We start from the raw sequence: 19,783 nt of genomic DNA, 5'->3' as shown, positions 1-19,783 counted from the left end.
CCCTCAAATGCCTCTGTTTACCATAGAAGAACCACAGCCGAAACTCAATCCACCCATCCAAAACTGGCGGGAAGATATGCCGGAGAACCACGAGCCGCAACTAGTGCCACCTAAGCTACTCTGGTTAACAACGCTAAATGATATCTTTGTTGAAATACCTCGGTATAGCACGGAAGTTGCATGGGGGGGAGTGCTTATCTGGGGTATTATTATTTCCATTTTCAGCATAAGTTTTGGGATATTGGGGTTTGTTCTACAGATTGGACACGATGATTATGTGATGATTTCTCTAGGGTTGATTGGTACATTTAGTTTTTTGCCATTGGCTTTTTATTGTCTAAAAATGTACTTTGCTCAACCTCGAGATCAGCCGCTTCGCCTCAACCGGAAACGCCAAAAAATCTATATCTTTGAATATAAACGTACGTGGTTTCTCTGGCGCAAATGGCCAACCACCATCCGGTCATATAACTGGGCGGATGTTCGCGGCGAAATACGTTATTCCAGTGATCGTTATAATATGGGCTTCCAGCTTTTCGGTTCGGTTTGCGAGCCGGGCACAAATAAAGTCGTTACCCGCTTTCTGATTGCTAAAGAGCGCAGCTCACAGGAAATGCTGTGCCAGATCTGGAGTTATCTCTCTGTCTATATGCAGCATGACTCGGTCACAGCAGATCCGGTAGAAACCGGCCGGCCTGACGACTGGTGCCCGCGCAAGGCAGACCGCTGGCCAGACGATATGGAACGGGAGTCAACAACGGCACCTTAAAGCGCCCTGCAACCTACGCAAGATGGATAACTAAATCTAAAAGGATTGCCCTCGAATGCCTCTGTTTACCATGGACGAACCTCAACCGAGACTTAATCCACCTGTCAAGAACTGGCGGGAAGATATGCCGGAGAATCACGAACCACAGCTGGTACCACCGCAGCTACGTTGGTTGACAACGCTTAATGGCACATATCTGGAAATACCCCGATACAGTACAGAAATCATATGGGGTGGAATGCTTTTTAGTGGAATTTTAGCCTGCATTTTCGCTTTTATCTTTGGGGTTTTCAGTTTTGCCATACAAGATGGATACAAAGATTATGTAATGACCGCTATAGGTTTGGTGGGAGCATTGGGTATCTTTGGCCTAGCTCTGTTTTTTCTAAAAGTTTATTTTTTCCAGCCTCGCGATCAACCTATTCGACTGAACCGGAAACGTCAAAAAATCTATATTTTCGAATATAAACATACATTTTTCCCATGGCTAAAATGGCCAGTCACCATCCGGTCGTATAACTGGGCGGATGTTCGCGGCGAAATACGTTATTCCAGTGATCGTTATAATATGGGCTTCCAGCTTTTCGGTTCGGTTTGCGAGCCGGGCACAAATAAAGTCGTTACCCGCTTTCTGATTGCTAAAGAGCGCAGCTCACAGGAAATGCTGTGCCAGATCTGGAGTTATCTCTCTGTTTATATGCAGCATGACTCAGTCACAGCAGATCCGGTAGAAACCGGCCGGCCTGACGACTGGTGCCCACGCAAGGCAGACCGCTGGCCGGAAGATATGGAGCGGGAATCGACCACCGCACCTTAAAACGGTTTGCATCGGCAACTGACTTTCTTCTCTCAGAATTTTTTCTGCTCAAATCGAAACGTAGAACTGTGCCGTCTTATTATAAATTAAAAATGTTTTTGTTTATCTAAAGGAATTTTAAATGAAAAGAATTAGCTTAATGCTTTGGATTGGTTTGCTCATTAATATACTCATTACATGTATTGCATGGTTTAATTTATCTGAAACAGCAGGCGGGTACGATTATGACAATTCACACCTGGTGTGGTCTATTGTACTTCCGTTATTTATTGTTGCGTTGGCCATGCAAATTGCAAGTATTGGCTTGTTATTTCTGGCACCAAAAGCGGGGCGAATTATCGCAGGCATTGGCGCATTTTTCATGCTCCCCATTGGCATGGTGTTTTTCATTGGATATATGTCAAGTTACGAAAAAAAATCTAACCAGGGTATGACTGTATTCTCATCACCTGAAGAAGAAAACAATATAAACACTGAGGGGAAAACAGGTTTAAATACACCTGCAGAAGGAAGTACGGAAGAAAACACAGAGATGAATGAAAGTGTGAAACTATACTTCAAAACAACGCCATTTTTTATTAATGGCGTAGTGTTTATTGTCCTCGGAGGGGTGATAATGGTCATGGGCCTAGGGACCGGTAGTATTTTGGTAGGAGCCGGCGTGCTGGCTTTGGTTAATGGTTTCCGCCTGAACAATCGGGTAGTTATTGGGTTATCAAAAAATGAGTTAATAATTACACCTGGGCTATATTCCGAAACCTACCGCGTCCCATATAATAATGTCAAAGTCACGCATATGGATAACCGTCTTTTTAAGTTACACATACAAACACCTGACGTGGATAAAGTCTGTACTCTGCGTAAGGCCTGGCTTGAGGGGGAGCGTGACTACGTTTCGTCAGCCATGGCAAATATTTTGTCTAACCTGACTGAATCTCACGCCGCTTAAATAATAAATCATGGTGATTTCTATATTGCCTCAAAATAAACTCTGAGGCGAAAAACGACAAGAGCAGGGAAATATAGTAACCTGTAACTCATTACCTGCCTCTGCCATTTAACCCCCCTGAGTTCTCTAATACAAGAAAAACGCTATGGCCGTAGATTTAAAAAACATCCCTGACACCTGCATCAGACCGACCCCACCTCGCCTGTCGCGCTGGATAGTTTTTCTTATTTTTCTAATTGGCCTGAGCATTGTTTATTCCAGGCTGGTGACAGGAGAAAATAATGTATTAGTGTCCGTGGGCATCCCTGGAATTATTACGGGATGCTTATATTTTTCGTCTTATTTGATTTATCTACTTAAGCAAATATTTGCCAGCGCCTACGATAAAGAAAGAGAAAATACTATTATTCAGGAAGTTCGCCGGGGTCGTCGTGCATTACAGATATTAGCAGCCGAGTGCTGTACCGCACACTCTGAGCCAGAGACACCCCTGGCTTCTGTATCGGCCAATTTGCTGCGTAATGACAATGTACTCTTTACCCAGCGTTCCTGGCGCGATGAGGAGAATATTCGTCTGAGCCAGTTAGCCCGAATAGCGGGTTTATCCGATGAAAAACACCTTGAAATGTTATTTATCTCACTGGCAAAACAATTAGCGCAAACACTTGCGCTATTGCCTGCAGATAAACCCCTGATGCTGCTATTTGAATCATCGTCATCAATACCTGAGGAGAAAGCAGAGGCTCTGTGGTGGCAAGCCTGGAAGACAAGCGGGATCCAACAATCCTGCTCGCGTATATCTGGCAGCGGAATGCAAGTTGTCGATGAATGGCTGGATCATCGCATTCACAGCGATGCTTTGTTGCTTGTCGTGTCATGGCAATATTCGCCAGTGAATACGCCCATGTCAGCAGAGGCGATTACCGGCATCTTGCTTGGCAACCGCCTGACCCAACATGCTATTTCACCTCTGGCCTTTCTTCATCGCCCCGAAGCCGTCGGGACATCACCGGATGCATTTGAATATGCTCTCGGGCAGGCGCTTGACTGGGTTCCTCTCGCGCCCGCCATACCCGGGCATATCTGGCTGGCTGGCGTAACGACTGATGACAGCGAGCATATACCTCTGATGAAGGCCATCAGTTCTGCTTCGTTGAGTGGTGTTGACCAACAAACCGGTGTACATGATTTTACCGATTATCTGGGCCTCCCTGATAAAGCGGCCTCCTGGCTTGCTGTTGCTGCAGCGGCTCAGGCAATACAACAACATCCTGCATACCATCTGCTGATATGTCGCGAACAACAAAATGGAAAGGTCTGGAACATGATTGTATCCCCGGCAATTTCTGGCCAGGAAGGCGAAAGATGAAACGAATTCTGTCCTTAATTAAAAAACCTGAACTGGTGTTCTGGTGCCTTATTTTAATCGGCTTACTCACAGGTCTCATGATGGTCTGGACCCTCTGCTGGCATCCCGAAAAATTAAACCTGATTCGGGCAACTCCAGGCTGGTACGCGTGGTTAAGCAGTTCGGTTGCCGCGTGCGTTGCCATATTTCTCATCGCCTTTTTCCTGTTTTGGGGAACACGCGTCGAGGGTCGCCGTAGTTTCAGACATGAACGGCAGAATATTTCCGGCGATGATGTTTTGACCCCCAAAAAGCTGGACTCAAAGCTGCCCAATAAATCCCAGTCCGACCTCGCCCAGCTCAAAGCTCGGCTGCGCCGCCGCTACGGTCTGTTCTGGCGTTATAAATTACGCCTGTTGATGATCGTCGGTGAGGCCAGTGAAATCACTGCCCTGGCACCTACACTGGCAGAACAGGGCTGGCTGGAAGGTCAGCGTACCGTGCTTATTCACGGTGGCAGTCTGCATGAAGCTGCTGACGATGCGCGTCTTTCTGAATGGCGGAAACTGCGTCGCACCCGTCCGTTTGATGGCATTCTCTGGGCCGTCACCGAATCTCAAAGCAAAACGTCGCAGTGGATGGACGACGGTCTGCGCTCGCTTGAGAAAACCGGCGAAGCATTGCGTTATCAGGCGCCGGTATATCTGTGGCAGGTTTGCGAAAGCGACTGGTCACAGGATGAACGTATCGAGCAGCCGGTCGGGGTTATTTTCCCGGCTAATGCCACCTCACAATCGGTAGAAAGAACGCTGAAATCGCTGATACCCCTGATGCGCGAGCAGGGAATGCAGCAGGTATTGACCCAACAGACACACGATTTTCTGCTGCGTCTGGCGCAGTCGTTAGGCGAGTCTGGTGCAGCCCGCTGGGGTCAGATACTTTCACCCTGGTCTGCTGATTATGCCGCACGCATTCCAATGCGTGGCCTGATGTTCAGCTTGCCGCAGACCTCAGCAGCCTCTGCCGGTGTACATGATAAAACCTGGACACCGCCTGCAAGCTGGCAGAGCGTACTGGATGACTGCCGGTCTGCACGCGGTCGTCGCGTCGGTCTGCCGTGGGAGCAAACGCTCTGCTACGGTGTGCTCGCGCTGATCGTCCTGTGGGGCATTGGCAGCGTGGTGTCCTTTGCTGTGAACCGTCATCAGATGGTCTCTGCCGCTGAGCAGACGCAATACCTCGCCAAACCGCAGCCTGTTTCCGATGAGCAATTAATTGCCTTGCAGACACTGCGCAATGATATCGGTCGTCTTCAGGCTCGCGTTACTGAGGGTGCGCCTTGGTATCAGCGTTTTGGTCTGGACCACAATGCGCAGCTGCTCACAGCCCTGCTGCCATCATATGGCAGCGCTAATAACCGCCTGATCCGCGATGCCGCAGCTGAAAGTTTGCTACATAAGCTCAACGAACTTGCCAGCCTTCCCGCCAACAGCCCGAAACGTGCTGCGCTGGCAAAGTCAGGCTACGACCAGCTTAAAGCATATCTGATGATGATCAGACCGGAAAAAGCAGATGCCGCGTTTTACGCACAGGTAATGAAAACGACACAACCGCAACGCCCCGGCGTGTCTCCGGGATTGTGGCAGAGTCTGGCTCCTGACTTATGGCAGTTTTATGCCGCCAACCTGCGCACGCAGCCAGACTGGAAGATTAAGCCGGATCTGGCGCTGGTTTCCCAGTCGCGACAGGTTTTGCTGGGTGAAATCGGTCAGCGCAATGCTGAAAGTACTTTGTATGAAAATATGCTGCTTTCAGTACGCCGCAATTACGCAGACATGACACTGCTGGATATGACGGGTGATACAGATGCGCAGCGTCTGTTCAGAAGCGATGAAGTGGTACCGGGTATGTTCACGCGCAAAGCCTGGGATGAACAAATCCAGGAGGCGATCGACAAAGCGGTATCTTCGCGTCGCGAGGAAATTGACTGGGTGTTGAGCGATAACCGCCGGGCGATCTCTGAAGATATTTCACCGGAAGCGTTAAAGAAACGCCTCACTGAACGCTATTTCACTGACTTTGCGGGTAGCTGGCTGAATTTTCTCAATAGTTTGCGCTGGAATGAAGCTAAAAATCTGTCAGATGTTATTGATCAGCTTTCATTGATGAGCGACGTACGCCAGTCCCCGTTGATCGCCCTGATGAACACGCTGGCATGGCAGGGACAAACCGGACAGCAAAACGAAGCGCTGTCAGATTCTCTGGTGAAATCAGCCAAAGCACTCATCAATAAAGATTCACAACCTGCTATTGATCAGCACGCCAGCGGGCCTGTCAGGCCTCTGGATGAAACCTTTGGTCCGCTGCTCGCCCTGATGGGAAAGGGCAGTGCGCAGAACATGTTGTCATCGGACAGTTCGCTTAGCCTGCAAACGTTGTTGACCCGTATTACCCGCGTGCGCCTGAAACTTCAGCAGGTGGCGAATGCTTCTGACCCGCAGGAGATGACGCAAGTGCTGGCACAAACGGTGTTCCAGGGTAAAAGCGTAGACCTGACCGATAGTCAGGAATATGGCAGCCTGATCGCTGCCAGCCTCGGTGAAGAATGGAGCGGTTTCGGCCAGACCATGTTTGTACAGCCACTGACACAGGCATGGGAGGCCGTATTACAGCCCTCTTCGGCCAGCCTTAATGACCAGTGGAAAAACGCCATTGTTAACAACTGGAAATCCGCCTTCGACGGACGCTATCCGTTTGCTGCCAGCAAAAGCGATGCTTCTCTTCCGATGCTGGCAGAGTTTATTCGCAAGGATAGTGGCCGTATCGACAACTTCCTGACCCGTGAGCTGAGCGGTGTTCTGCACAAAGAAGGGACACGCTGGGTGCCGGATAAAGTGAACAGTCAGGGTCTGACCTTCAATCCGGCATTTCTGGCGGCGATCAACCAGCTCAGCCAGATCTCCGACATCCTGTTCACCGACGGCAGCCAGGGAATGCGCTTTGAATTGCTGGCCCGTCCGGTTCCTGATGTTGTCGAAACGAATCTTTCGATCGACGGACAAAAATTGCGTTACTTCAATCAGATGGAAAGCTGGCAAAGCTTCCGTTGGCCGGGCGATACCTATAAGCCGGGCACCATGCTGACATGGACCTCGACCTCCGCCGGTGCCCGGTTATACGGTGATTATCAGGGGACCTGGGGACTTATCCGCTGGCTTGAACAGGCTAAACAACAAAAGCTGGATGAAGGCCGTTATCAGCTGACATTCACCACGTCAGACAAACAACAACTGCAGTGGATATTGCGCACTGAACTGGGTAAAGGCCCGCTGGGTCTGTTGCAGCTGCGTAACTTCACATTACCGGCACAGATTTTCCTGATTCAGGCTAGTCCTTCATCTGCTGAACAGCCTTTTGATCCCGATGCAATCGCCGAGGAGCCGTAATGACCACATTAACCACCCTGCTTACCGCCTGCGCGGCAGAGCCTGAATCTCTTTTATCTCAGGCAGAAAATCAGGTTGCCCTTTGGGATAAATGGTTGCAGCCAATTACACCGGATCAGCCCGCGGGCGAAGATCCGGGTTACGACGATGACTTCCAGCAAATGCGCGAAGAGGTCAACAAACTCTCCGGTGCGGATACTACCCTGACCTGCGAACTGGCAGAAAAACTGCTCGCCAGCCAATGTAAAGACGTCCGCGTGGCCACTTATTACATCTGGGCGCGTCTTCATCGTGACGGCGAGGCCGGCCTGGCTGACGGACTTTCTCTTCTGGCCGGGCTGATTGTCCGTTTCGGGGAAACCCTGCATCCTCTACGTGCAAACAGCCGCAAGACATCACTGGAATGGATCGCAGGATCCCGCGTACTGGACAGTCTGTCGCTTTATCCGGAAGTCGATAAAACAGATTTTGCGCGCATCATTGGCGCACTGGCACTCATTGAACAGGGTGTCAGCACCTGGAATGAATCCTCAAAGCCAGAACTGGGGGCGCTCTACGCCGCACTCGAAAATCGCCTCGCTCAGTCAGGCGGGATGAACGCCGTCGTCCCGCAAACCAGTGCATCGTCGTCACAGGCAGAAAGCAGTGGTTTATCCCCTTCCCTGCGATCCGTGCAGTCAGGAAGGGATCTGCTTGATCAGGCAAAAATGCTGGCAAAATACCTGCGGGATCAGCCGCAAGGCTGGCTGTCGGGCCATCATCTTATTAAGAGTGTGCGCTGGGACACCGTTCACGAACTGCCGCCGCTGGATGCCAGTGGCCGCACCCGCTTGCTCCCGCCCCGCCCTGAATATCGTGCTCAGCTTAAACGCTTATATCTGCAACAGAGTTGGGTGGAACTGCTGGAGCAGGCGGAATCCATGTTTGCTGAAGGTGTTAACCATTTCTGGCTCGATGTTCAGTGGTATTTGCATCAGGCACTCAGCAAAGCCGGCGCACCTTATGAAGGCTGGGCAACTTGTATCACGCAAGATCTGGCGCTGTTTCTCACCCGTTTGCCGGGTCTGGAAAGTTTGTCATGGAGCGACGGCACGCCGTTTGCCGATGAAGTCACACAAGGCTGGATTAACCAGCAGGTGCTGGAATCTGTCTCGGGTTGGGGAAATGAACCCGCTGCCTCCGTTGCTTCCGGTGAAGATGACATTCTCCTGCTGGAGCCTGAAGCGCTTGCCCAGGCAGACAGCGATGGCGTGGAGTCTGCACTGACCTGGTTGCAGACCAGACCGGGCATCCACACCGCCCGCCACCAGTGGCTGTTGCGCTTAGTGATGGCGCGGGTTTCGGAGCAGTACGGTAAAAATGATATGGCGCTGCATCTCCTCGGCAGCCTGGATAGTGACAGTCTCTCACTCACGTTGCCGCAGTGGGAGCCGGGGCTGGTATTTGAAGTGAAAGCCCGTCGGCTGAAATTACTGCGTATGAAATCGCAACGAGGAGACGGTGATAAAAACCGGATGATGGCCGACATGGACGTCTTACTTAGCGCACTGATAGCTATCGACCCTGCCCGCGCCGCCGTATTGTGCGGTTAATACCCAATAAAGGATTATCACAATGGCAAAAGGTTATTACTTAGTTTTGGGCGATAAAACCACCTGCGGAGGAAAAATCCTCAGCGGCGATCCCAGACACACACTGATGGGCAAACCGGTTGTACGCGAGCAGGAACCTGTGACCTGTGGTCTGAATCCGGGCATGTTTGCCGTAGTTGGAGCCATTCCGTCTGATTTGGTTAATGGCCGTAAATTCGCCGGCACAACGTACAGTAAAAGCAGCTGCCCATGCCAGGCACGCCTTATACCTTCGATAACAATAAAAACATATGAAACCAGGACAGGCGAGGCTCAAAATAAAACCACAGCAGATCAGGCCAAACAGCTGGTACTGTCGTCCTATGTGACTGGGGAAAAAACAGACTCAGGCTATGTACCTGATTATCCTGCGACTGCATTGATTAATACATATCCTAGCCCAGATAATCGCATTCGTGACTTGTTACAGGCCAATAGTACTACTGTGATGCTTCTTACCTTAGCAGAATGCTTTGATCTGCTTGGCGCATGGCACGCTGTTAAAACTGGCTGGGTTAGTATTACTCAATCAGGGCCGGGGAAGATTATTGTAAACTACGGATTAAATGTTAGAGACATAGTCAATACATCAGTCGTAATAGCGAAGTTAGGTAGCCTTGGCATCACTGCAACAAAATTCGTAAATGAAAAAGGCACTGAACTGATTAAAATATCAGGCTATGTGGGGATTCGTAAGATATTAAATGCCCCTGTATTTTCCCTTCGTAACCCACAAATACTTAAAGCAGGCATAGGAAAATATGGATTAAGAGGTGCAATGATAGAAGGCGCCACCATTACATTTATATTTGTAACGGTATATCGCACTGTAGATTTTATTTTAAATGATCAGACAACCCTGGCAATGTTCATAGGTAATTTAGCTACTGACGTTGCGAAGTTAGCAATTAATACAACAATTATGTGGGGCATTGGTGAGGTATTGGTTGCATTTGTTCCTGTCGTTGCAGTGCCCTTAGGAGTTGTAGTGTTAGGCGGGCTAGGAATAGCAATTATCTTAAACATATTGGATAGCGAGTTTGGTGTGACTGATAAAGTGGTGGCATACCTTACAGCTGCTCAGCAAGAGTTTGTTGAAACAGCTAGAAGTAAGTGCAAGGATATGGAACAAGGCTTGTGGGATTTAGGTGCCATGTTCGCAGATAAAATGCTGGAAAAAGGTGTAGAAGTCATCGAATCCGAAGTCATGAAGTATTTGAGAAATTCAATTACCGACATAACACCGAGGATTTATCGATGATATATAATACGAAACAACGCTTCTTTTCTTTTTTGGGTTTTTTACTTTTCTCTGGATTATCTTTCTCTGTCTATTATGCTGGGTTTTATTTGCTATCCTCATATCAAAAATATAATTCTGTTGTCATTTATTCAATGTGGTCTATCTTCGCCCTTTGCTTCCCTCTTTTTTTCATGCCGTATGCATTGATGTTAATCCCTGTATTCACTAAAGGGAAAAGCATTTCTACGAAAACTGGCGCAATACTTATAAGAATTTCATTATTTTTTTTATTAGCAACTTTAATAGGAATGACTTCATTTTCTATGATGTATAAAAAAAACCTAGAAAACAGAGGGTATATAGAGTGTAAGGGAACTCCATCAGGTTGGACACCAGGGATGGCAACTAAATATGCACTTAATAAAAGTTATTGTTTATAATAAAATATTGCCTGTTGATTTCTATTCAATCACTTAATGATGATTGTCTCTCTTTAAAGGATTATCACAATGGCAAAAGGTTATTACTTAGTTTTGGGCGATAAAACCACCTGCGGAGGAAAAATCCTCAGCGGCGATCCCAGACACACACTGATGGGCAAACCGGTTGTACGCGAGCAGGAACCTGTGACCTGTGGTCTGAATCCGGGCATGTTTGCCGTGGTTGGAGCCATTCCGTCTGATTTGGTTAATGGCCGTAAATTCGCCGGCACAACGTACAGTAAAAGCAGCTGCCCATGCCAGGCACGCCTTATTCCTTCGATAACAATAAAAACATATGAGAAATAAGACAGGCGAGGCTCAAAATAAAACCACAGCAGATCAGGCCAAACAGCCGGTATTGTCGTCCTATGTGACTGGGGAGAAAACAGACTCAGGCTATGTACCTGATTATCCTGCGACTGCATTGATTAATACGCATACGTTGCCCGACGATCGCATCCGGGCAATGCTTGAAGCCCGAAATCAGGATGTGATGCTACTTACTCCTGAAGAAGGGTATGAAATACTGGCTAGTTGGAATATCTTTAAAAAAGGATGGGTAGATATTACTCAGTCTAGCCCAGGACAAATCATTGTGAACTATGGTCTAAATGGACGAGATGCAATAAATACATCTATTCTGATAGCCAAACTTGGTAGTTTTGGTATCAAAGCCACGACCTTTGTGAATGAAAAAGGAACTGAGCTTATCAAGATATCTGGTTATCCAGGTGTGCGGAAAATACTAAATGCACCGGTATTTGCATTAAAAAACCCTAAGATTGTAGACATTGGTATCGGAAAGTATGGATTGGCGAAATCAGTAATCAAAGGTGCAAGGCTAACTATATATGTTGCTGCTGCATATAGAACTGTTGATTATGTTTTAAATGACCAAACAACTTTAGCGACGTTTATTGGTAGTCTTGCCACCGATGTTGTAAAGGTTGGTATTGTTTCTGCTGTAGCTTGGGGAGCTGGTGCAGTCATTTCAATGACACCTTTTGTCATAGGGCCTTTGGTTGCTGTCGTTGTTTTTGGTTTTGGAACAGCGTGGATACTCAATATGATGGATGAAAAATTCGGAATAACTGACAAAGTAGTTAAGTATATAGAATCAGCGCAGCAAGAGTTCGTTTGGGAGGCAAGGAAGATAGAAAAAGGAGTTTGGGATTTGGGCTCTATGTACGCAGATAAAATGCTAAATAAAGGCGTGGAATTTATAGGAAATCAAGTGGTTGAATATTTACGCTTATCTATTAACGATGTTACACCACGGATGTATTAATCATGTATGACCTTAAACATAGATTTCTAGCATTTTTAGGATTTATTTTTTTCTGTCTGTTATCATTAACGATATCCTTCTTCGCTTTTGAATCTATATTCAAATATTTTCATAACACCCCTGTCGTTACTTTTTCTGCGTGGAGTTTTTTTGCAGCATTTTCACCATTAGTAACCATCCCCTTTTTATTGATGGTCATTCCTATTATTGCCCATGGAAAACAAATATCTATCGAGCGTGGGAGGAAGTTAATGCTATTCTCGATAATCTCGTTGGTTGTGATATTAATTCTTACAACTTTATTTTATTTCACATATAAATATCATTTGAGTAATCGAGGGTATATTCAATGTCAAGGCATTCCTCTGGGCTGGACTCCGGGCATGGCAACCCAATATGTACTAGATGAATCGCTATGCCAAAATTAATGCCATCCCGTTCAGCTCACTCACCTTAATGAAAAGAAAAATATGGACGATTTAACCCTGCGTTATTTTGACGCTGAAATGCGTTATTTACGCGAGGCGGGCGAAGAATTTGCCCGCGCGCACCCTGACCGCGCTGCCGGACTTAATCTGGATAAAGCCGGTGCCCGTGACCCTTATGTCGAACGTCTGTTTGAAGGTTTTGCCTTCCTGATGGGACGTCTGCGGGAAAAGCTCGATGATGACCTGCCGGAACTGACCGAGGGATTAGTCAGCCTGCTGTGGCCGCACTACCTGCGCACCATCCCTTCCCTTTCCATTGTTGAGTTCGCACCTGACTGGCAAGGTATGAAAGAGCGGAGGGTGATGACAAAGGGATTTGAAGTATTGTCGCGCCCTATCGGCGAGCGGGCCACGCGCTGCCGCTATACCACCACGCAGGACATCGAATTGCTGCCCCTTTCGCTGCAACGTGCTGTGCTGGATACCGAACCCGATGGTCGCTCGGTGATCCGAATGCGTTTCAACTGCGGCAATCTGGCAGACTGGAGCAAAATCAATCTGAGCCATATTCCGCTCTATTTTGATGCCGATGCGCCACTGGCCTGTGCTTTGCATGAAGCTCTGACGCTGAATACCGCCAAACTTTGGGTACGTTTGCCCGGTCAGGCCGATCGTCAGCCGCTGGAAGGATTCTTTGCCCCGCAGGGATTTGGTGAAACAGATACGCTGTGGCCAAAAGGTGAGAGTGCGTTTAGTGGTTATCAGTTACTGCTGGAATACTTCACCTTCCGCGAGAAATTTATGTTCGTCGCGCTCAAAGGACTGGAGACAGTTGCCTTACCGACTGAGCTGAGCTGGTTTGAAATAGATGTCGTGCTGGAGAATCGCTGGGAACACGATTTTTCATTCTCAGAGAAGCACCTTCGGTTGAACTGTGTGCCGGTCATTAACCTCTTTGCGCTGGAGTCCGACCCTTTAACGCTGTCATCGTTGCAGACAGAATACCTGCTACGGCCTATGCGTGTTCAGGACGGTTATACCGAAATTTACTCGGTCGATTCGGTTATTTCGTCCAAGCATTCCGGACATCAGGTGTATGTGCCCTTCACCAGTTTCCGCCATAAGGGTGGCATGTTGCGTCACGATGCGCCGGAATATTACTACCACACCCGCGTCAGGCGCGGTCCATCCGGACTGCACGATACCTGGCTGGTGCTGGGTGGCGAAGCTTTCGATAACCATACCGTGCCGGAAAACGAAAATTTGTCCCTGAGCCTGACCGGCACCAACGGCCAGTTACCGCGAAAATCACTGCAAAGTACCGTACTGGACACCACAGTCAAAACCACCAGCGCGAACGTTCGCGTACGCAATTTGTCCGTACCGACCATGCCGTGCTATCCACCGAACCGCGACCGTTTTCACTGGCGGGTACTCAGCCATCTGGGCAGCAGTTTTCTGTGGATGATGGACAACGCCGAAGTCTTACGCGGAACGCTGGCACTGTATGACTGGACAGAAAGTGAGATGAACCGCCGCCGTCTTGAAGCGATTGCCGATGTCCAGCACAGCGAAATCGAGCGTTTTGAACGCGGCTATCTGCTGCGCGGTGTACAGATTGAAATCACGCTCGACAGCAATGGATTTGCTGGCAGAGGCGATATTTGCCTGTTTGGCGAAATGCTCAGCCGCTTCTTCGCACTGTATACCGATATCCATCTGTTTAACCGCCTTACCCTGATACTGCAACCGACAGGAGAACGTCTGGAATGGGAAGAGAATCACCAGCCCCGCATTCCCGGCTAACTGCCAGGCTTGAGCAGGACATCAGTCGGATTAACTTCTACCGCTTCTGTCAGCTTCTGGAAAAACACCAACCGGATGCACCGCAGTTGGGAAGCACCAGCAATCCGGCAGATGATCCGGTGCGTTTCCGGCCACATCCTGGGATGGGTTTCCCGGTCAGTGAGCTGAAAGCGCTGGAAAAGGATGAACATCATCCGGACGCGCCGCTGACCGTTCGTACCACCTTTATGGGGTTATACGGCGTAGATGCCCCGCTGCCGACGGCCTATATCGACGACATCACCCAGCAGCGTGAAGGACATGAAGTACTCGAAGGTTTCCTCGACATCTTCAACCACCGCATCATGACGCAGTTTTATCGCATCTGGCGAAAATACTCTTATCCCGCGACGTTTGAACCGGGTGGTAAAGACAGTACATCTCAAAGTCTGCTGGGTCTGATTGGCATGGGTATTCCCGGCACACAACGGCATTTCGCAACGCCTGCCTCGAGGTTTCTGGCACTTCTCGGGGTAATGCGTCAGCCGGGGAGAACGGCGGAGGGGGTGCAGGCGCTGGTGCGTTTACTGGCACCATTTACCCGCACGGAAGTGACTCCGCATTGCCTGCGCTCAGTACCCATTACCTCTCCGATGGCATTCGCTGGTGAAGGCGCTAACTGGCTGGATGGCGATACCGTAATGGGCGACGAAGGTACTGACGCCAACAGTCAGTTACTGATTTCGCTGTATACCGAAAACGCGGATGAGGCAGAGGAATGGCTGCCCGACGGACCGATTTATGCTGATTTTTTGGTGTTACTTCGTGTTTATCTCGGCTGGCGTTATAAAGCCCGTATCCAGCTGACTGTCCCTGTCCGGCTGTTACCAGCTCCTGTGCTTGGTGACGTTCCTTTCAGACTTGGGCTGACCGGTGTGTTGGGTCTGGAAGAAGGCGGCGCATCTGACGATATCCCTGAATACTTTACCGTGGAGCTTGGTCACTACTGTGGACTGGCGCCTCAAACGCATCAAGAAGGAACGCGACGTGTTATTAAATACCGCCTGGAAAAATAAATTCTGCCTGCCTGCACTGGTCCTGTTATTGAGCGGCTGCGGGCTGACTCAGGCAGTGACAGACGGCACCGTCTCTGCAACCAAATCTATTTTCTACAAGCAAATAAAAGACTTACATCTGGATTTCACTGCCCGTGAAGCCCTCAATACCGATGCCTCTGAGGCGAGTTCTTCCTCACAGCCGGTGCTGGTGCGCGTTTATCAATTACGTGATGATAAAAACTTCCAGAAAACGGTTTATCAGCAGCTGGCGGGAGAAGGCGATGACGCGCTGAAAGATGACTTGCTGGCCAGCCGTAATGTGGTGATTAAACCGGGCACAGCCATGTCACTGGATATGCCAATGGAAAAGGATGCCAAATTTGTCGCTGTCGTCGGGTTATTCCGTCATCCGGATATGGATAAAAACCAGTGGCGGCTGGTTATGAAAAGGGAAGAACTGGATCCGGATAAAGCGCGTGTTATCGAGCTTGGAAATAATGGTCTGACGCTGCAACCGGTGAAAGACTGATGCCCAACTCACGCTCACCCTCACTTTACGAAATGCTGCTCGGCAACTTTGCCGGCGGCCTCGATTTGCACAACGTCAGCGAAGAGAATCAGGTGATCCTCTCCGTGCTTGATAACATGCAGCGCATTCTTAACTGTCGCGCGGGCACGCTTACGCACCTGCCCGATTACGGCTTGCCGGACATGAGCAAAATCCTGCAAGGGATGCCCGGCACGGCGCACTCGCTGCTGACCACGCTTTCCGGCACGTTACTCAAATACGAACCCCGCCTGAGAAAAATCAATGTGATATTGCTGCCGCAGTCCACGCCTGGGCACCTCGAATATGCCATCGACGCTGAACTGAAAGACCTCGGGCTGGTGCGTTTCGGAACAGAGTTTATGCCCGAAGGGCGCGTGTTGATGCGTCATATGAAACAACAGAATTACGTCAGTTAAGGAAAACGATTATGTCTATTGAACGCCAGTTACGCACCGGTGGCGATCCGCGTGCGCTGGCTGATTACGCCGGTTTGCGCGAAGAACTGAGTAAACTGACGCATCCGGCCCGTCCGGATGTTGACTGGAAAAAGGTAGAACAGCTGTGCCTGAACCTGTTTCAGCAAAACGGCATAGAGCTGCAAACTGCGTCATGGTATACGCAGGCCAGAACTCAGCTTATTGGCCTGACGGGCCTCAATGAAGGTCTGGCGATCCTTGAGGCGTTGATCTCCCGTCAGTGGCCTGCGCTGTGGCCGTTGCCGGTTCATGCCCGGATGGAAATTCTGACCGGTCTGAGCCAGCGGCTTCAGCAATCTTTGCGCACCATGACGCTGGAGTATCGCGATCTACCTGCGATTTATCAGGCGGAAAAGCTGATCACGTCGTTGTGTGATGTGCTGCAACGGCTGGAACTGAAACACGCCAGCCAGTTCGACGCATTAGGCACGTTTATGCACGGAGCCGCCGTCCGTCTTGAAAATATGCACGCCGCTACCGATGCTGCCGTAGTGATGCCCGCCGCTGCAGTTCAGTCAGAAACTCAGTCGCAAAACGCGCCCAGAGAGCAATGGGTGTATGTCGCGCAGGCTGAACCCGCGGAGCCTCAGGTCGTCATCGCTCCGCCGCCGCCGCCGTTAAAACGCGTCGTCCAGTGGAAAGGCTTTGTTGCAGGTATGGCGATCACGGCGCTGGCAGGCGCTGGTCTTCAGGCGGGCATCAATGCGTTCTATCGTCCGCAAGCCGCAATGCAACTGACCGCCACGCTGCCGGTTCTGCCGAAACCGCTCAACCCGCAGGCACTTGAAACGCTGAAATCTCAGCAGGCAGATATGCTCAACCGAGAAGCGCCTGCGCTGATTGCAGCGATGCAAAAACAGGTCGACCAGCTGGCAAAACTCTCCCCACGCTGGGCGCAGAACACCGGAATGCAACTGGTAAAACAGACGCAAATCCTCTGGCCGGAAAATCCGGCGACTGAGCAACTGGCAAAAAAATGGTCGCTACAGATGAACGCCAGCGCGATCCCGCTGGAAAACCTCGATGGCTGGAACCAGGCTAATACCCAGTTGCAGCAACTGGCGGATAAATTAAACGGGCTGGATGAGCAGCGCGGTAAATACATGACCGTCTCGCAGCTGAAATCCTCCGTATTTGCTATCCAGCAGGCGCTGAACAGCTCGCCGCCGGTGGAGGAATCGCTGCGTAAACTGGCGCAGGATAAACAGCAAAATAAAGATGTTTCGCCGCAGCTGGTGATGCAAACGGATAATCAGTTCACGCAACTGCTGAACCGGTATGCATTACTGGCGTCCACCCCGGATCATGCCCAACATCAACCCTGATACGCATCAGCCGATGCGTTTTTAAATCTGAGTTTATTTATGAACAAAATTCTAAGCATCACCCTGGTCGCTTTACTGACGACCGGCAGCACATTTGCCCATGCAGATGAACGCTCAACCGTGTATATGTTATCCGGAGCGTTGGCCAGCGCCGGAAGTTCGGTTGTGGTCAGCGGTCTGATCCTCTCCCCGGTTTTATTACCCGCTGCGCTGGTACTTAAAAGCGTGGAATACAGCAAAGGAGAGAAGACTGCCACCCTGGTAACCGAAACGCCTGATACGAAAACTGTGAAACTCAAACTATCCGATAAAATGGCGCAAGATGCCAAACTGAAAGCCGGGGATCACCTTACTCTTGAACCAGCACCGCAGGGAGAAGGTGCAGTGCTCAAGAAAGAAGGAAAACCTGTTGCCCATATGCGCAATGCCAGTGATGAAGGGTTGTCCTCAAGTGTGCCGATGGCAGAAAAACAGTGAAAACCCTCTGTTACAGCCTCTCCTTAATGTGTTGTTTAGCCCTTCCCGCTTATGCTGCCAGCTCGGCCTGTGAATCAGATATTCAGCCTGAGGTAAGTAAGGTCTCAAAAACCATGGCGAATGCTGTTGCCTTAAAAAACAAGCTGAATTCACGTTCAGATGAAATTGTCATTCTGGTACGTCAGGGACAGGATTTGGGGAAATACAATATTCAATATTCTCATGCGGCGTGGGCCAGTAAAAAGGCCGACGGCAACTGGCAGGTGATACACAATCTGAATATCTGTAATACGTCACGTTCGGCGCTCTATATTCAGGGGGTTTATGAATTCTTAAGCGACGACCTGACAGGGAAGCAGATTGCTATTCTGCGCCCCACTCCTGAACTCCAGAAACGGGCAAAAGTAATGCTCAGCGAGCCACGGCAGGCACAACGTCTTCACGATAGCCGTTACAGTTTGGTGGCTTATCCCTATTTCTGGCACTACCAGAACTCAAATGGCTGGTTGCTGGAATCATTCGCTCAGACCTATCAACCCGATATATCCACCCGGATGCAGGCTCAGCGATGGTTAAAACAAAAGGGGTATCAACCCTCCGAAATCTCAGCAAGTCTGCCGGAGCGTATTTTGGCCTCGCTTTCCTCGCAAAATATTTTTATCGATGACAGGCCCGAAGCGCTAATTAAAGCGGGGAAAATAAGCTTTAGCAGTGGTGACAGCATAATTAGTTTCCTGGGTCAGTTTAGCCAGTCCATTTCTGATTGTGACCACGGAAAGTGGCAACAGAACGTGTGTGTTTTTACTTTGCCTGAGTGAAATGAATCACAGCATCAGAAGGTGTGATGACGTCAGCCATTTTAAATTACAGAGGACGTATGTCAGCAAAAGAACGGTTTCTAAAAAAGCTGCAAGACAGCCAGCCCCGCAGCGGCTCATTCGATAACAAAGGTCAGGCGGATATCGCCGAGTTCCGCCAGCGGATTAGCGAACTTCATGAAAACATGGAGGAATGGCTGACGGATACCGGTATCAGATTGGAAAGCACCAGCGTCTCGCTGGTTGAATGCCTGATCGGAGGAAAATCGTTCAGCGTGCCGGGTATTCAGCTGCAGTATGAAGACCGGAAAGTTAAGTTCACGCCGGTATTTTTATATGGGCAAGGAGTGACAGGCTGTGTGGAAGCCAGCCTGTGTACGCAAGGCGGTGTCACTGTCTTGTGCCGGCTATTTATGCAGGCAGGTGAAAACAGACACTGGACCTGGCGCCCTGCCAATGCCTTTACTGGACCGGGCGGTACGTTCGACGAAGACGCCTTTTTCGAACTGGTAGGACGTTTATTACCATGACGCCTTCGGGCGTCATTTTTTTCAACAACACCTGATGAACCCGCAACAAAAATGTAAACAAATGCTACAACCATTACCTGGTTTGATGCGGTTTTTGCCAAAATCGATGACATAAATTTACATTGCATTAGAAATAAGAATGCGCTGATGCCCTGCCCGATTTAACCTTTTTGTTACCGATTTTGCACACAAAAAGTCATTACCGGATGCAGGGTAATTACATTTGGAAAACATCAAAACTCTTTGATCCAGATCAATGCAACAACATAACCATCCTCTTTTTAGGGTTAACCCCCCTCCCGCCCTCTGACATCGAAAATTGTTTTCTCCCGCCTCACTCTCTGCCCGACACGAAAGTGTTTC

General features: G+C 49.4%; 18 protein-coding genes and 1 pseudogene. All 19 read left to right on the top strand.

All coding sequences use genetic code 11. The annotated features are described in order from the left end of the window. Positions 1 to 769 (top strand): DUF6708 domain-containing protein (locus EC840_RS07725; RefSeq protein ID WP_347876900.1); only part of this gene is annotated, 769 nt, incomplete at its 5' end. Positions 770 to 824: 55 nt separating this feature from the next. Then, on the top strand, positions 825 to 1,586 hold the full coding sequence (locus EC840_RS07720; protein ID WP_132964783.1) for a DUF6708 domain-containing protein: 762 nt from the start codon (positions 825 to 827) through the stop codon (positions 1,584 to 1,586). A 121-nt stretch (positions 1,587 to 1,707) separates the two neighbouring features. Next, positions 1,708 to 2,535: a hypothetical protein gene (locus EC840_RS07715; RefSeq protein ID WP_132964781.1), complete on the top strand. Its 828-nt coding sequence runs from the start codon at positions 1,708 to 1,710 to the stop codon at positions 2,533 to 2,535. Positions 2,536 to 2,680: 145 nt separating this feature from the next. Further along, on the top strand, positions 2,681 to 3,904 hold the full coding sequence (locus EC840_RS07710; RefSeq protein WP_129639481.1) for a hypothetical protein: 1,224 nt from the start codon (positions 2,681 to 2,683) through the stop codon (positions 3,902 to 3,904). After that, positions 3,901 to 7,329, top strand: coding sequence for an ImcF-related family protein (locus tag EC840_RS07705; protein WP_132964779.1), 3,429 nt, complete (start codon positions 3,901 to 3,903; stop codon positions 7,327 to 7,329). The genes EC840_RS07710 and EC840_RS07705 overlap by 4 nt, the downstream gene beginning before the upstream one ends. Next, on the top strand, positions 7,329 to 8,921 hold the full coding sequence (gene tssA / locus EC840_RS07700; RefSeq protein ID WP_132964777.1) for a type VI secretion system protein TssA: 1,593 nt from the start codon (positions 7,329 to 7,331) through the stop codon (positions 8,919 to 8,921). The genes EC840_RS07705 and tssA overlap by 1 nt, the downstream gene beginning before the upstream one ends. A 22-nt stretch (positions 8,922 to 8,943) precedes the next feature. Continuing rightward, entirely contained in the window at positions 8,944 to 10,221 is a 1,278-nt protein-coding gene (locus tag EC840_RS07695; protein WP_132964775.1) for a PAAR domain-containing protein, read from the top strand. Then, the gene (locus EC840_RS25495) at positions 10,218 to 10,643 is read left to right on the top strand and encodes a hypothetical protein (RefSeq protein ID WP_240783357.1); all 426 of its coding nucleotides are present in this window, start codon (positions 10,218 to 10,220) and stop codon (positions 10,641 to 10,643) included. The genes EC840_RS07695 and EC840_RS25495 overlap by 4 nt, the downstream gene beginning before the upstream one ends. A 69-nt stretch (positions 10,644 to 10,712) precedes the next feature. Further along, positions 10,713 to 10,967: pseudogene (locus EC840_RS07685) on the top strand (PAAR domain-containing protein); the annotation flags it as partial. A gap of 13 nt (positions 10,968 to 10,980) precedes the next feature. Next, on the top strand, positions 10,981 to 11,973 hold the full coding sequence (locus tag EC840_RS07680; RefSeq protein ID WP_129639486.1) for a PAAR domain-containing protein: 993 nt from the start codon (positions 10,981 to 10,983) through the stop codon (positions 11,971 to 11,973). Between the two features lie 2 nt (positions 11,974 to 11,975). Further along, entirely contained in the window at positions 11,976 to 12,401 is a 426-nt protein-coding gene (locus EC840_RS07675; RefSeq protein ID WP_132964773.1) for a DUF1240 domain-containing protein, read from the top strand. A gap of 42 nt (positions 12,402 to 12,443) precedes the next feature. Beyond that, a complete protein-coding gene (gene tssF, locus EC840_RS07670) occupies positions 12,444 to 14,207 on the top strand; it encodes a type VI secretion system baseplate subunit TssF (RefSeq protein ID WP_132964771.1) in 1,764 nt (587 codons plus the stop codon). Continuing rightward, on the top strand, positions 14,171 to 15,262 hold the full coding sequence (gene tssG / locus EC840_RS07665) for a type VI secretion system baseplate subunit TssG (RefSeq protein ID WP_129639489.1): 1,092 nt from the start codon (positions 14,171 to 14,173) through the stop codon (positions 15,260 to 15,262). The genes tssF and tssG overlap by 37 nt, the downstream gene beginning before the upstream one ends. Next, on the top strand, positions 15,234 to 15,773 hold the full coding sequence (tssJ, locus tag EC840_RS07660; protein ID WP_112290248.1) for a type VI secretion system lipoprotein TssJ: 540 nt from the start codon (positions 15,234 to 15,236) through the stop codon (positions 15,771 to 15,773). Before tssG ends, tssJ begins: the two co-directional genes overlap by 29 nt. Continuing rightward, positions 15,773 to 16,210 carry a type VI secretion system baseplate subunit TssE gene (gene tssE, locus EC840_RS07655; protein ID WP_129639491.1) on the top strand — a complete coding sequence of 146 codons (438 nt, stop codon included), beginning with the start codon at positions 15,773 to 15,775 and terminating at the stop codon, positions 16,208 to 16,210. The genes tssJ and tssE overlap by 1 nt, the downstream gene beginning before the upstream one ends. Positions 16,211 to 16,221: 11 nt before the next feature. Then, positions 16,222 to 17,595, top strand: coding sequence for a VasL domain-containing protein (locus EC840_RS07650; RefSeq protein WP_132964769.1), 1,374 nt, complete (start codon positions 16,222 to 16,224; stop codon positions 17,593 to 17,595). A gap of 39 nt (positions 17,596 to 17,634) precedes the next feature. Beyond that, positions 17,635 to 18,072, top strand: a complete 438-nt coding sequence (locus EC840_RS07645; protein ID WP_132964768.1) for an STM0539 family protein — start codon at positions 17,635 to 17,637, stop codon at positions 18,070 to 18,072. Next, positions 18,069 to 18,890: a DUF2145 domain-containing protein gene (locus tag EC840_RS07640; RefSeq protein WP_132964766.1), complete on the top strand. Its 822-nt coding sequence runs from the start codon at positions 18,069 to 18,071 to the stop codon at positions 18,888 to 18,890. The genes EC840_RS07645 and EC840_RS07640 overlap by 4 nt, the downstream gene beginning before the upstream one ends. 59 nt (positions 18,891 to 18,949) lie before the next feature. Further along, the gene (locus tag EC840_RS07635; RefSeq protein WP_132964764.1) at positions 18,950 to 19,420 is read left to right on the top strand and encodes a hypothetical protein; all 471 of its coding nucleotides are present in this window, start codon (positions 18,950 to 18,952) and stop codon (positions 19,418 to 19,420) included. Positions 19,421 to 19,783 lie beyond the last annotated feature (363 nt).

This window comes from Rahnella sp. JUb53, assembly GCF_004346065.1.
Taxonomy (GTDB): Bacteria; Pseudomonadota; Gammaproteobacteria; order Enterobacterales; family Enterobacteriaceae; genus Rahnella; species Rahnella variigena.
This window is presented reverse-complemented; position numbering and strand designations above follow the sequence as displayed.

What these genes read in the sequence shown, in the direction of transcription:
- EC840_RS07720 (WP_132964783.1), top strand. Translation starts at nt 825, where the DNA reads ATGCCTCTGTTTACCATGGACGAACCTCAACCGAGACTTAATCCACCT.
- EC840_RS07715 (WP_132964781.1), top strand. Translation starts at nt 1,708, where the DNA reads ATGAAAAGAATTAGCTTAATGCTTTGGATTGGTTTGCTCATTAATATA.
- EC840_RS07710 (WP_129639481.1), top strand. Translation starts at nt 2,681, where the DNA reads ATGGCCGTAGATTTAAAAAACATCCCTGACACCTGCATCAGACCGACC.
- EC840_RS07705 (WP_132964779.1), top strand. Translation starts at nt 3,901, where the DNA reads ATGAAACGAATTCTGTCCTTAATTAAAAAACCTGAACTGGTGTTCTGG.
- tssA (WP_132964777.1), top strand. Translation starts at nt 7,329, where the DNA reads ATGACCACATTAACCACCCTGCTTACCGCCTGCGCGGCAGAGCCTGAA.
- EC840_RS07695 (WP_132964775.1), top strand. Translation starts at nt 8,944, where the DNA reads ATGGCAAAAGGTTATTACTTAGTTTTGGGCGATAAAACCACCTGCGGA.
- EC840_RS25495 (WP_240783357.1), top strand. Translation starts at nt 10,218, where the DNA reads ATGATATATAATACGAAACAACGCTTCTTTTCTTTTTTGGGTTTTTTA.
- EC840_RS07680 (WP_129639486.1), top strand. Translation starts at nt 10,981, where the DNA reads ATGAGAAATAAGACAGGCGAGGCTCAAAATAAAACCACAGCAGATCAG.
- EC840_RS07675 (WP_132964773.1), top strand. Translation starts at nt 11,976, where the DNA reads ATGTATGACCTTAAACATAGATTTCTAGCATTTTTAGGATTTATTTTT.
- tssF (WP_132964771.1), top strand. Translation starts at nt 12,444, where the DNA reads ATGGACGATTTAACCCTGCGTTATTTTGACGCTGAAATGCGTTATTTA.
- tssG (WP_129639489.1), top strand. Translation starts at nt 14,171, where the DNA reads ATGGGAAGAGAATCACCAGCCCCGCATTCCCGGCTAACTGCCAGGCTT.
- tssE (WP_129639491.1), top strand. Translation starts at nt 15,773, where the DNA reads ATGCCCAACTCACGCTCACCCTCACTTTACGAAATGCTGCTCGGCAAC.
- EC840_RS07650 (WP_132964769.1), top strand. Translation starts at nt 16,222, where the DNA reads ATGTCTATTGAACGCCAGTTACGCACCGGTGGCGATCCGCGTGCGCTG.
- EC840_RS07645 (WP_132964768.1), top strand. Translation starts at nt 17,635, where the DNA reads ATGAACAAAATTCTAAGCATCACCCTGGTCGCTTTACTGACGACCGGC.
- EC840_RS07635 (WP_132964764.1), top strand. Translation starts at nt 18,950, where the DNA reads ATGTCAGCAAAAGAACGGTTTCTAAAAAAGCTGCAAGACAGCCAGCCC.